This window comes from Micromonospora sp. WMMB482 (assembly GCF_019038635.1).
Lineage (GTDB): Bacteria > Actinomycetota > Actinomycetes > Mycobacteriales > Micromonosporaceae > Micromonospora > Micromonospora marina.
This window is the reverse complement of record NZ_JAHOPD010000020.1, coordinates 4,884,245-4,896,703: the sequence shown is the minus strand read 5'-3', so window position 1 is coordinate 4,896,703 and position 12,459 is coordinate 4,884,245. Positions and strand designations below refer to the sequence as shown.

Here is a 12,459-nt window from a genome sequence, read left to right as displayed (position 1 = left end):
CTGGCGGAATGCCCGCTCGCATGCCTCAAGACGTACGAATCTCGGGCTTTTGTACCCGAATGAGGACCGGTCGGCGGCAGGGGGAGACGTCTGTCCGGGCCCCCTTCGGAGCACCGTCCGATGCTCAAGAAAATCCTAGGGGAGGCCATACGATGACCACCGCCGATCAAGCATGGCGACAGGGGGGGAACTGTATGGATTGCGCCCAATTCATGACGTGCAGCACTCTGAGCGTCTGCCTCGGCAATCCTACCGACGCCGCCCGGCTGGATTCCGTCACCCGAGCCGTCGAATACATGACTGAATATCTGTCGGAACCTCAGCGACTGTCCGACATCGCCCAAGCCGCATTACTCAGCCCGTTCCACTTTCACCGGGTCTTCCGGCACGTCACCTCCACCACGCCGGCGCGGTTCCTGACCGCGCTACGGATGGCTCAGGCCCGGAACCTCCTCGTCAACTCGGACCTGTCGGTGACCGAGGTCTGCATGGCCGTCGGCTACTCCAGTCTCGGCACCTTCATCAGCCAGTTCACCCGGCTGACCGGGATGTCGCCGCGTCGGTTCCGATCCGCGATGTCCGTCTTCGGCCAGGTACGACTGAGCGAGCTGACCGACCCCGCCGCCGATCGCCACTCCGCCCCGGGCCCGGTCGGCGCCGTCACCGGGGGGCCGAGCGGCGGCGGATGCGCGGTGCTGGCGCTGTACCGGTCGGAAGAGCCCGACGACGTCCCGCTGACCTACGGCGTGCTGGAGACCAACCGTCTGAGTCGCATCCGGCCGCTGGCCGACGGGGCCTACCACGCCGTGGCGCTCGGGTTCGACAAGAGCTCGACCCTGTCCGACGTGCTCGGGGACAACGGCCGGCAGGTGGAGTTCGTCGGCGCGGGCGGCGCACCCATCGTGGTCCGCGGCGGGCGCACCTTCCGCACCTTCCAGGTCGCGCTGCGGCGACCCCGCCCCATCGATCCTCCACTGCAGCTCACCTCGTCGGTGCTGGCCCTGGCCCGGCGCCGGCGGCCGCAGCTGCTGGCGACCGGCAGCTGACGCGCGGGACGGACCGTCACCCGACGGCCGGGTGCCGACACCGCGGCGCCCGACCCGTTCGCCGGGTCGGGCGCCGTGACGGTGTCAGGCGGTGAAGGCCGCCAGGGCCGCCCGCAGGTCGACCGGCGGATCGACGGGGACCGGCCCGGCCGCGGTGGGACGCAGACAGGCCACCGTCTGCCGCCCCCGGGCCACCTCCCGCCCTGCGCGGAGGAACTCGAAGTGCATGCTCAGCCGGTGGCCCTCCCGGCCGTCGGCACTCATCCGCACCTCGATCTCCTCCAGGCCGAAGCACTCCTCGTAGTAGTCCATCGCGCACGACACGGTCACCAGCGTCAGCTCACCTCGTCGGAGCTGGTCCAGGACGGCCGGGGCGTGGTCGGCGAGGAAACGCTCCCGGCAGTGCCCCTGCCAGTGCAGGAAGTGGGCGAAGTAGACGTTGCCCACCATGTTCGTCTCGTCCATCGTGACCACGTGCCGGTAGACGTACCAGCCGGTCATGACGCCACCGACCGGGTCGCCACCGCCACCGCCACCCGCCTCGCCCCACCGGTCCAGGCCAGCACGGTCACCACGGTGAGATCCCGGCCGGTCGAGACGAGCAGGCCGTCCGGCTCCGCCTCCCCGTGCGTCAGCACCTGGTCCGGGTCGGCGCCGATCTTCACCAGCGCCTCCCGGGCGGCCCACAGCCGGGTGGCGGCCACCTCCGGGGCGTCCCCGGTCCGCCGGCCGAGTTCCTCGGCGCTCGCCCGCGCGCCGTCGTCCAGCAACCCGGTGGGCGGTCGGCCGGTCACCGGCTCCCAGTCCACACCGACCGGACGATCGGCCAGCGCAACGAGCACCTGCCCGTCGGCGTAGCTCGCCGAGGCGTACCGGCCGGGGACGTGGAGCGCGCCGGACGGCCGGTGGTCCACGTTCGCCTCGGGCATGGCGAGATGCCGGGCCAGCAGTCCACGGGCACCGTCCGCCTCGCGCCGGCCGGGCCCCACCACGAGTTCGACCGCGTCGACCGCGCCGACCTCGATCAGCCGGCGGGTCAGCCACGGGCCCACCAGCTCCGCGCCGAGCCGGCCATCGGACCTGGCCACCGCGAACTCCCGGTTGTCGCCGACCGCCCGCAGCCGCAGACCCCGCCAACGGGCCACCGGTACGCCGGCCTGCGCGACGTCCACGTCGAAGACGTACTCGTCGGCACTGTGCCGCACCTCCCGGGCCTCGACGGTGAGCAGCCCTCGCAGCGGCCGCCAGACGACCACCTCCGCCGCACCCACCGGCAGCACCCTGCGGTGCGGCGCGCAGGCGAGCAGCGCATGGATCGCCGCGTCGTGCCCTGCCGGGCTGCCCAGCAGCAGATCCTGCCCGAGGACGGAGGCGAACCAGCGATCCCGGTCGTCGGCGTCGACGGTGGCGCGCACGGCGAAGGCCGACACCGGGCCGGCACGCCTCAGGCGGCGCATCCGTCCCTCGTGGAAGAGCACCGGTCCGTACCACGGATGCGTGGTGGTGGTCTCCTCCCCGGTGTCCACGGGTGACTCCGGCGGGGGTCCGGCATCGTCCTCCGCGGGATCGGCGGCCGGAGGTGCCGGCGGGTCGGCGACCGTCCCGGCGAACCGGTCCGTGGCGAAGCCGTCGGTGTCCGCGCGGATCGCCACCGCCACGTCCCCGCCGGTCTGCGCGGCCAGCGCCGCCACCCGGATCCGCCTCGTGCGGCGCTCGGGGACGTCGATCGGCGCGGCGAAGCTGGCGTCGCGGACGGCCCACCCGGCCCGGCTTCCGGTGGTCAACGCCGCCACCTGCGCCATCGCCTCCAGCCCGAGCACGGCGGGCAGCAGCGGGGCGTCGCCGACCCGGTGCTCCCGCAGGTACGGGTCCGCCCCGACGGACAGCACCGCCTCGGTCACCGTGGCCACTTGTCCGACCCGGCTGACCACCGACTCGGCGAAGCGCAGCCGGCCCGGCTCGGGGGCGTCGGGGGCGGGCGCCGGGCTCAGCGTGCTGGACTCGGGGAAGGAGGCGGTGCAGAGCACTGTCACCGGAGCGGTCGGGTCGGTGAGGATCCGCCACAGCGCCGCGACGCCGTCGTCCGGCGCGATCCCGGCCACCCCGCGCCGGCGTAGCGAGTCGAGCACGTCGAGCCGCACCCCCATGCCGATCCCGGACCAGACCGACCACTCGACGAGGTGCACCCGGGTCTCCGGGTGACCGGCGGCCCACCGTTCCACGTCGTGCCGCAGCCACTCGTTACCGATGCAGTAGGCGGCCTGCCCGGCGAGGCCCTGCCGGCCGATGATGGAACCGAATGCGAGCACCAGCCGCAGGTCCGGCCCGACCGCGTCGAGCACCGACCGGAGCCCGGCCACCTTCCCGCCCAGGTGCTCGCGGAGATTCCCGGCCGTGACGTCGGCCAGCTGGGCGGGCCGGTTGATCCCCGCTCCGTGCACCACCGCCCGCACCGGCCCCACCCGCTCCGCGCCGAGCACCGCCCGGACGGCGTCGGGATCGGTCAGGTCGACCCGCTCGTATCGCAGCCGGTCGTCGCCGAGGACGGCACGTAGCCGGCGCAGCGCCTCCCCCGTCTCGGGGTCCTCGGCGGGACGCCGGCCGAGAACCACCAGGCGACATCCGGTCCGCTCGGCGACGGCCGCCGCGGCGAAGGCGGTGATGCCGGTGGCCCCGCCGGTGACGACGCACACGTCGCGGGGCCCCAGCGGTACCTCCCGGATCTCCTCGGCGGGGCGGTGCACAGAGGTCACCAGCCGCTGGACACCGCCGGGTCCGGCCCGAAGCTCCGCGTACCCGGCCGGTACCGCCAGCTCGGCCAGCAGGCCGGCGTCCGCGTCCGCGGACACGTCGAGCACGGTCACGGCGCAGCCGGTGATCTCCGCCGCCGCCGACCGGCCCACGGCTGCGGCGGCCGGGTGGCCGGCGTGCACGATCGCCAGCCGGGCCGGCCGCTGCCCGGCGATGCGGGCCAGCAGCGCGGCCACCTGCTCCGGGCCGTCGTCCGGGCCGAGCACGACGGCGAGACCGTGCGACGTCGCCGCCCCGTCGGGTACGACGGGCAGGGCTGTGTGCAAGGGATGTCCGTCCGGGGCCTCGACCCCCCACCGCACGCAGCCGGCGGCCGGCGGTCCGGGCAGCGGTCCCCGAACCGGAACCCAGTCGTGCCGGAACAGCCGCACCCAGGGCGCGAGACCCTGCGCCGGCGCCTCGTCGTCGTCGCCGGCGGCGGGCAGCTGCGCGAGCACCTCGGCCGCCTCGGCGACTGTCGCGTCGGCCAGTGACAGGGGCGCGGCCGGAGGTTGCCGGCCCAGGGCCGCGGCGACCGCCGAGACGGTGCGGGCCACCTGCAGCGAGTTCAGGTGCAGGTCGCCGAGCAGCCGGCTGGCCGGGGTGATGCCCGCCACCGGCAGTTCCAGCTCGGCGGCGAGGTGGGCGCGCAACCGGTCGAGCGGATCGTCCGGGCGGGGAGCGGACCCGGCCGGGTCTACCGACCCGGCCGGGTCCGCCTCGGGCGAGGTCGGCGCCGGTCGAGCGGAGGCGGTCCTCACCACCGCTGCTGCGACGCTCGACGGCTGCTCGACCCGGCCCGGGAGGGAGTCGCGCTCCACGTCGGCGGACGCGGAGCGCGGCTCCGGCAGCCCGGCGCGAGAGATGCCGGCTCCGCACGGGCTGCTGAGGAACGTCATGGCCGCTCCGGGCCGGAGCGGACGGTAGGGCCGCCCGTCGTACCAGGCGGCGAGATCGCCCGCGCCGGCGACCACGACCGCGGCGGTGGCGAGGGCGAGCGAGCGCGGCGGACCGCCGCAGTCCAGACTGACCGCCGGTACCGGCAGGAACCGGGTGACCAGCCGCGACAGCATGGTCCCCGGGCCCGCCTCGACGAACAGGTCGCACCGCTGGCCGAGGTCGCGGGCGGCGGTGGAGAAGCGCACCGGAGCGGTGAGCTGACGGGTGAGCAGTGCCGCCAGGTCGTCGACCGTCCGCACGTCCGCACCCGTCACGGTGGACGTCACGGACCGCGACGGCGGGACGAACTCGACCGTGTCCAGCTCGGCGGCCCACGCCGGCAGCGCGGGTTCCATCGCAGGGCTGTGGAAGGCGTGCGACACCGGCAACCGGGTCGCCTCGATCCCGCTGTCGCGCAGCGTCGCCGCCAACCGGGTGAGATTCTGGTCGGCCCCGGCGAGCACCGTGCGGTCGGGGGCGTTGAGCGCCGCGACCACGAGCCCGTGCTCGTCCGCCAGCCGGCCCGCCCGCGTCTCGTCGACGGACAGGCTCACCATCCCGGTGCCCGGCACACCACTGTGCTCCATCACCCGTCCACGGGCGGCGGCCAGCGCGACGAGCCGGCCCGGGTCCAGCGCACCGGCCCAGGCGAGGGCGGTCAGCTCGCCGAGACTGTGCCCGACGGCGCCGACCGGGGCGCAGCCGAGCCGGTCCAGCCAGGCGAGCCCGAGCAGCGACTGCCACACGACCGCCGGCTGTGCCGCCTCGGTGCCGGTGGCGCCGGTGGCCGGTGGCCCTTCGGGCAGGTCGCCGAGCAGCCGGGGCAAGGGTCCGGCGTCGTACCGGACCGGTGCTCCCTGTCCGGGCAGGAGCAGGCCCACCCGGGCGGGCGGTCCGCCGCTCAACGCCACCCCCGCCGCCTCGTCCACCACGACGCGTCCGTCCCAGGTGGCGAGCAGTCCGGTCGCGGCGCGGGCCGCCGCCGACAGCTCGTCGGCGTCCCCGGCGACCAGGGCGCAGCGGATTCCGGCCGTGCCGCCGGCAGCGGCGGCGAGCGTCGCCGCCACGTCGCCGACCTCGGCGTCGCTGAGCGTCGCGCCCCAGTTCTCCAGCCGATCGAGCCGCTCTGCCAGCTCCGCCGTCGTGGCCGCCTCGATCAGCAGAATCTCCGGCCGGATCGGATGGCGGGACCAGGACCGCACCGAGGGCGGAAGACGACGGCGGCCCACGGAGGCGGGATCGGCGTTCTCCACCACCACGTGACTGTTGATCCCGCCGAAACCCATCGCGGACACCCCGGCGGCCAGTCGCCCGCCCGGCCACGGTTCCGGCTCGTCGAGCACCCGCAGGGTGGCGTCCGGCGCGCGCAGCAGCGGGTGCGGTGTCTCGCAGCCGGTGGTCGGCGGAAGAACCCGGTGGTATGCGGCCAGGACCGTCTTGATCAGTGCGGCCGCTCCGGCGGCCGCCTTCGTGTGCCCGATGTTCGCCTTCACCGAACCGAGCGCCGCCGCCCCGGAGACATGCCGCCGGATCCCGGCCAGCGTCTCCAGCTCTACCCGGTCGCCGACGGCGGTGCCGGTGCCGTGCCCCTCGATCAGGCCGATCTGCTCCGGCGCCACTGCGGCCATCCGGTACGCGCGCCGCAGCGCCAGCGCCTGTCCCCCGGCGTCGGGCCGGGTCAGGCCGCCGGAGCCGTCGGAGGACGTCGCCCATCCGGTCAGCCGCGCGTACACGCGCAGCCCGCGCCGCTCCGCCTCGTCGGCGCGCATCAGGGCGACGATCCCGCACCCCTCCCCGGGCAGGAATCCGGTGGGCCGCTCGTCGTACACCCGCATCTCGCCGTCGGCGAGCGCGCCGAGGCGGGCGAAGCCGATCATCTCGAGCGGATCCAGCGACAGGTCGACGCCACCGGCGAGGGCGAAGTTCAGCTCGCCGGAGAGCAACGCGTTGGCGGCGGTGACGACGGCCAGCAGACTCGACGCGCAGGCGCCGTCCACCGTGTAGCCGGTGCCGTGGAAGTCGAAGTGATTGCAGATCCGGCCAGCGATGGTGTTGCTCAGGGCCCCGGCCAGCGACTCGTCGCCCGGCTCGGGAAACGCCGACGCGATGCCGCGCCGGGCCTGGTCGAGCACCTGCGCGGCGACGGCGGGGTCCACTCCGCTGTGCCGCAGCGCCGCCTCGACCGAGCGGCGCACGAACGGCCAGTGCAGCCGTACCAGGCCCGCCCGGGTGAACTCGCCGGTGAGCGAGTTGCCGAGGATCACGCCGACCCGGTCGGTGTCCAGGCCGGCGCCCGCGGGGAAGCCGGCGTCGGACAGGGCGGCCGCCGCCGTCTCCAGTGCCAGCCAGTGCGTGTGGTCGGCCGCCCGCCAGCTCGACCCGGACACGTGGAAGGCCTCGCGGTCGAAGCGCCAGTCGCGCAGCAGCCCGGCCCGGCGGACGTACGTGGAGTCCGGTGCGTGCGGCGCGCCGAGCCGGTGCTCGGGGTCCAGGCGCGTGGCCGGGACAGCCCGGAACGCACGGCGGCGGGCGAGCACCGACCGCCACAGCTGTGCCGGGTCGTCGGCGTCCGGGTAGCGGCAGGCCAGGCCGACCACCGCGATCTGCCGTTCGCCCGGCCTCATGCCGCCTCCCGCAGCCGGATCCGCCGGGCCCGGGCCGGCCCGCGTCGGCGGGCCAGGAGCAGACCCGCGCGCAGGGCGCACGTGATGACCAGGGCGAGGAACAGCCCGTACGACACGTGCGCGAGCACCAGCACGCCGTAGACCGCCGCGGTGCACAGCCCGAACGCCCACTGGTTGGCGCGGGCACGGGGGGTGGTTCCCGGGTCGGTGATCATGTAGTTGGTGAAGAGGATGAAGGCCAGGCCGGTCATCGGCAGCAGCGCGGCGACGAAGTCGTGGTCGAACAGGAGGGCGCGCAGCAGCGCCTGCCCGACGAACCCGGTCAGCCAGCCGAGGATGAGCGGCATCTTCCCGGTGAGCTTGCCGTTGAGCAGCGTGCCGGCCATCAGGACGCCGAGCGGCAGCAGCCAGTCCAGCGCGCCGGAGACCCCGGCGGTGAACTGGTAGGGCGGAGCGATGCTGACCCACGGGAAGAGCACGAGGGTCAGCGCGATGCCCGCGTTGGACGGGTTGAGCACGTGCCGGGGGCGGCCGTCGACCCGGATCCGCAGGACGTGGCGGGAGCCCACCGCGGCCGCGACGGCGAACAGGTACGGCCAGGGTGAGGAGTTGCCGTACAAAAGCATCGCGCAGGCCAGCGCCCCGATGTGGGTGGGCAGGAGATGGTCCACCAGCCGCCGGAAGCCACCGGTGAAGGCGGGCGCGCGACCCTCGGCCCGGGCGGCGAGCGTCTCCAGTGTCAGGTCGAGGACGTAGCCCAGCAGGAGGGTCAGCACCGGCGTCACCGGGGCCTGCTCGAACCCGAGGAAGAGGTGACCGAGCACCGTGAGGATCGTGATGGACAGGGCGAAGCGGCGCAGGGCCGTCAGGCGGAGGTCTCTCGCGGCAGCGGACGTCACAGCGGTCACCGTTTCCGTCGGTGGGTGGTCGGGTTGGCGGGCCGTCGCGCCGGCCGGCGCGCTGAGGGGAACAGCAACCGGCCGGCGCGACGGGGCTCAGATGGTGACGGACGTGCCGTCGAACCGGGTCAGGGTCAACGAGTGGTCCTCGTTGAACCAGGACTTCTGGCGCCGCAGGATCTCGATGGCCAGCGCCTCACCCAGCAGGCTGGACGCCGAGTAGTCGCTGCGGTAGTGGACGCCGGCGATGTTGCGGCCGACGGCGATGTTCGCGGCGAGCTTGTTCAACTCGCCGCCGACGGTGAGCTGCCCGGCGTCCGCGCCCTCGTACGGCACCAGCGCGGTGCCGGTCGCGTCCGCCTGGACCGGGTCGGCCAGTGGGGCCGTCTCGTCGAACCACGCCTTCAGCACGGTCACGGCGGCGGCCGCCACGGTGGCGTGGCCCGCGGTGTACGAGGGGTGGGTCGGGGATCCCTCCGGGTACGCCTGCGGGAGCAGGTGGCTCTGGTAGCGGTCGAAGACCCGCTGCACGGCCTCGGACTCCAGCAGTTCCCGGTCGAGGAAGTCGTACCGGTGCAGACCGGTCAGGTGGGCGTGGACCCGCCCGCCGACCGCCTCCGGCCGCAGCCTGCGGTGCACGTACCACTTCTGCCACCAGGTGGTCCGTAGCGCGCGGGAGGCGACCGACGTGACGAGGTCGAACAGGTGGGGCATGCCGAAGGTCGCGAAGCCGTCCTGGTTCGAGGACCAGTGGTACGGCAGGTTGGCGTCCAGCGGCGCCCGCTCCCGCAGCAGGATCAGCCCGGCGTTCAGGAAGGGCTGGAACGGGCTGGCGTCCGCGTCGAAGTGGACGTAGTGGCCCAGGTCGCGGGGTGTGCGCAGGTACCGGGTGTCGGTCCGGTTCCGGTCGCCGGGGGCCAGGCCCCGGGACAACCCCCGCTGCACCGCGAGCCAGGTGGGAAACGTGGTGACGTAGTCCCGCCCCGGCTGCACGGTGTCCTGCCGCTGCGGGTAGTGATGGGTGCCGAACTGCACGTCGCGCAGGAGGAACTGCGAGACGTACGGCCCGATCAGGTCCTGCGGGGTGTCACCGCGGAAGAGCGTGCGAGTGGTCACCACCCCGCCTTCCTTCGGGCCGCGGAAGTCCGACATCCGGGACAGGTCGGCGGCGGCCGACGCGACCAGCGGATCGGTGTCGAACTGGTCGAACGGCACGTCCCGGGTCAGCGCCATCCAGTAGAGCTCGGCCATGTCGCCGGAGTTCTCCGGGCTGTCGAGCCGGGGCGCCGGCGGCGCGGTGAAGGAGGTCGCGTCGATGCCGTCGGCGTTCGCCGCCAGCCCGCCCTGGGGATTGGTCAGCTTGCGGCCAGCGGCCGGGTCCAGCGGGATCGACTCGAAGTCCGCCGGGTCGGTGCTGTTGACCGCCCGCAGCAGCCGCCGGTACGCCTCCGGGTCCACCTCGCCGGTGTCGTCGTGTGGCAGTCCCTTGCTGTAGCAGGCGACGTATCCCGGGTAGATGTTCTCCTCTCCGTTGTTGACGTGCTCGGTCGGATCCGGCCCGGCGATCCGGCCCTCGGTCACCGGCGGCTGTCGTCGGGAACTTCCTGACGAGGTACTCACTGCACACACCTTTCTGCTGCGGCTCCGGACGGGCAGCCGCCGGCGGACACGTCAGTCCGCGACCGGGGTGCCGGTCGCCGGGGCGCCGTCGATCGGGATCCGCACGCCGTTGGCGTTGACCCGGAAGCGCGGGGCTGCTGCCGACATGTGCCAGTGCAGCCACTTCCAGCCCTCGGCCGTGCGGATGGCCACGGCCGAGGCGCGCAGCGGCTGGTGCTCGAAGGTGCCGTCGGTACGGGCGATGACGACGTCGCCGTCCTCGCGGGTCAGCCCGATGGTGGAACTGGCCAGCACCTGGCTCACCGACACGGTCTTGTTCTGCGTCTCGCCGTCGGCCGGGAACAGCGTGTCGAGGTACTCACGCATCGCGGCCTTCTCGGTGATTGTCACCGCGTGTCCCTCGGCCGAGGTGAGTTCGTAGGTGGTGAATTCCTCGGCCAGGCTGTCGACGATGGCGTCCGCGTTCTTCTCCGCGAAGGCGGTCTGGAGGTCGTTGAGGAGCTGCCGGACCTCGATCTCGGCCTGCGGGTCGGGCCGGAAGACACCGGCTCCCCCGCCTGCGGCGTCGGCGAAGACGCCGCCGAGGAAATCGCCGAGCTGGCGGCCGAAGTTCTGTACCTCTGTCATTTCTGCGCCATTCCTCTCTGGATGTTCCCGGGACGGAATCCGCCCGCCCGCGAACAGTGGGAAACAATCGGTCCGGTGCGACCGTTCTCGTGCGGCGATCGGTATGTCTGTTGTAGATCGCGCGGGTGGTGGGGTACTTCTTCCGCCTTGCGGTGCGCCGGTTCCGGCGTCCGGACGGGGAGGCCGAGTCAGTCCTCGTCGGAGGAGCCGGGACGCTGCCGGTCCCGGACGGCCTGCACCTCGGCCCGCAACTGCACGATCTGCCCGCGCAGGTCGGCGATGACCAGTTGGGCGCTCTCCCGGACGCCGGCCACCTCGTCGCGCGTCTCCTGGCGGACCCGGGCGAGCTCGGACCGGTGTTCCTGGAGCAGGCGCTGCCGGTCGTCACGTGCCTCGTCGAGGGTGCGCTGCCAGCGCTCCAGCAGCTCGTTGCGCTCCATGATGATCGCGGCCTGTGCCTGTTCGTGTGCCGTGGACAGGGCCTGCTCGACGACCAGGGCCTCGTCCCGTGCCGCCTCGGCGAGGCGTGCCTCCTCGCGGCTGCGCTCGACCCGCGCGATGTGCCGGGTGCCCATGTAGGTCAGGATCGCGGTGCAGACGGCGGCGATCGGTGTTCCCACGGACTGCCAGTCCACCGGTCACCTCCCTCGCGCCACGCTCGACAGGCTCCTGGCCTCCGCGCGGGCGACGATCCGCAGGCAGTTCATCGCCAGCCAGGCGAGGGCCAGCTCGGTGATCCAGATGGAGGACCGCCAGTCGGCGAGCATCGACTCGACCGCGGCGAACACCCACCAGGCGGCCGCCCCGGCCACGACCCGCCGCTGGTGCCGGCGTAGGCGGCCGAGCAGGTTCATGACCTGCGCGGCGAGCAGAAGGGTGGCCAGGCCCGGGGCGAGCACCCGGAGCACCTCGCGAAGTAGCGGCGGCATCGCCCCGAGTTCCGCGATCACCAGCCCGGGTTCGGCCCAGAGCATGGCGGCGTGCACGGCGACGGCGACGGCCAGCACCAGGCCACCGGGCAGCCGGCGGAGGTGGTCACCCCGGGCGGCCCGTGGTTCGCGCTCCGGTGCGAAGCGGCGGCGGTCGCGGACGTGTGAGGTGGACATCGGGGCCTACCACGGTCCGTGGTCATCGGAACTCGACCGCCCGGACGGGCACGGCAGGGCTGCGTACATGGTGGATCCTCTCTCTGGCTGCGTGGTCACGCGTACGGCCGGATCTCCCACCTCCCGACGGCCTCGGCCTCCCGGACCCCGACCACCTCGCGTGCGCTCAGGTCGACCGACGCCTGGCCGAGCCGTACCGGCCGGTCGGTCGCCGACCAGAAGAAGAACGTGTAGAGGCGGTGGCCCCGGCGCGGGTGGCCCGGGTCGGTCGCCGCCCGGGAGATCCTCGGCACCACGACCCATCGGCTCTCCTCCGCGAGCGGGCCGAGCCGGCCGGCCGCGCGGAGCAGGCCGAGCGCCTCGGCCTGCTCGGACCGGGTCAGTGGCGGACGGGCCCGGGCCCGTCCGGTGACCGCCGTGAGGCGGCCGGACGGCAGGTCGAGGAAGAACTCCAGCAGCAGGTCCGAGTCGTAGTCGTAGAGCCGGATCCGGGCCGTGCCGGCGTACCGCCGGGATGTCCGGAACCACGAACGGGCCGGCGTCGGCGCCACCTCCACGTCGAGCAGGTGGTGCCGGACGCCGGCCAGTCTGGTCCGGGCCGCCGGCTGGGCGTACAGCAGACGCACCAGGCGGGCCTTGAACCGGTCGGCGGCGGCGAGCAGGTCATGTGCGTCCCGCTCACTCGTCCGTACGCCCGCGAGCAGGTGCCGGGCGCAACGGCCGAGACGTGCCGGACCGGTCATGGGCTTCCTCCGTCAGCGGGAACTGGGTTCCTCCTTTCTATGCGTCGGCGTGCCGGGGCGACTTC

General features: G+C 73.8%; 9 protein-coding genes. 1 reads left to right on the top strand and 8 read right to left on the bottom strand.

Going from position 1 to position 12,459, the window contains the following annotated elements; all coding sequences use genetic code 11:
- Positions 1–152: 152 nt before the first annotated feature.
- A complete protein-coding gene (locus KSK32_RS24205) occupies positions 153–1,046 on the top strand; it encodes an AraC family transcriptional regulator (protein WP_216933262.1) in 894 nt (297 codons plus the stop codon).
- An 84-nt stretch (positions 1,047–1,130) separates the two neighbouring features.
- Here the strand turns inward: KSK32_RS24205 and KSK32_RS24200 are convergent, their stop codons facing one another.
- From KSK32_RS24200 to KSK32_RS24165, 8 genes are all read right to left on the bottom strand, one after another.
- Positions 1,131–1,547 carry a thioesterase family protein gene (locus KSK32_RS24200; RefSeq protein WP_216933261.1) on the bottom strand — a complete coding sequence of 139 codons (417 nt, stop codon included), beginning with the start codon at positions 1,545–1,547 and terminating at the stop codon, positions 1,131–1,133.
- Positions 1,544–7,399 carry a type I polyketide synthase gene (locus KSK32_RS24195; RefSeq protein ID WP_216933260.1) on the bottom strand — a complete coding sequence of 1,952 codons (5,856 nt, stop codon included), beginning with the start codon at positions 7,397–7,399 and terminating at the stop codon, positions 1,544–1,546. The genes KSK32_RS24200 and KSK32_RS24195 overlap by 4 nt, the downstream gene beginning before the upstream one ends.
- Positions 7,396–8,298 carry a hypothetical protein gene (locus tag KSK32_RS24190; RefSeq protein WP_216933259.1) on the bottom strand — a complete coding sequence of 301 codons (903 nt, stop codon included), beginning with the start codon at positions 8,296–8,298 and terminating at the stop codon, positions 7,396–7,398. The genes KSK32_RS24195 and KSK32_RS24190 overlap by 4 nt, the downstream gene beginning before the upstream one ends.
- 96 nt (positions 8,299–8,394) lie before the next feature.
- Positions 8,395–9,918: a phosphatase PAP2 family protein gene (locus KSK32_RS24185; protein ID WP_216933258.1), complete on the bottom strand. Its 1,524-nt coding sequence runs from the start codon at positions 9,916–9,918 to the stop codon at positions 8,395–8,397.
- A gap of 51 nt (positions 9,919–9,969) precedes the next feature.
- The gene (locus KSK32_RS24180) at positions 9,970–10,545 is read right to left on the bottom strand and encodes a nuclear transport factor 2 family protein (RefSeq protein ID WP_216933257.1); all 576 of its coding nucleotides are present in this window, start codon (positions 10,543–10,545) and stop codon (positions 9,970–9,972) included.
- A 188-nt stretch (positions 10,546–10,733) separates the two neighbouring features.
- Entirely contained in the window at positions 10,734–11,180 is a 447-nt protein-coding gene (locus KSK32_RS24175) for a hypothetical protein (protein ID WP_216933256.1), read from the bottom strand.
- A gap of 3 nt (positions 11,181–11,183) precedes the next feature.
- Positions 11,184–11,651 carry a hypothetical protein gene (locus KSK32_RS24170; protein WP_216933255.1) on the bottom strand — a complete coding sequence of 156 codons (468 nt, stop codon included), beginning with the start codon at positions 11,649–11,651 and terminating at the stop codon, positions 11,184–11,186.
- A gap of 95 nt (positions 11,652–11,746) precedes the next feature.
- Positions 11,747–12,394 carry a hypothetical protein gene (locus tag KSK32_RS24165; protein WP_216933254.1) on the bottom strand — a complete coding sequence of 216 codons (648 nt, stop codon included), beginning with the start codon at positions 12,392–12,394 and terminating at the stop codon, positions 11,747–11,749.
- Positions 12,395–12,459 lie beyond the last annotated feature (65 nt).

Bases quoted from the DNA above. Each gene is read 5' to 3' on its own strand.
- KSK32_RS24195 (WP_216933260.1), bottom strand. From the start codon at position 7,399: ATGAGGCCGGGCGAACGGCAGATCGCGGTGGTCGGCCTGGCCTGCCGC.
- KSK32_RS24180 (WP_216933257.1), bottom strand. From the start codon at position 10,545: ATGACAGAGGTACAGAACTTCGGCCGCCAGCTCGGCGATTTCCTCGGC.
- KSK32_RS24200 (WP_216933261.1), bottom strand. From the start codon at position 1,547: ATGACCGGCTGGTACGTCTACCGGCACGTGGTCACGATGGACGAGACG.
- KSK32_RS24170 (WP_216933255.1), bottom strand. From the start codon at position 11,651: ATGTCCACCTCACACGTCCGCGACCGCCGCCGCTTCGCACCGGAGCGC.
- KSK32_RS24205 (WP_216933262.1), top strand. From the start codon at position 153: ATGACCACCGCCGATCAAGCATGGCGACAGGGGGGGAACTGTATGGAT.
- KSK32_RS24165 (WP_216933254.1), bottom strand. From the start codon at position 12,394: ATGACCGGTCCGGCACGTCTCGGCCGTTGCGCCCGGCACCTGCTCGCG.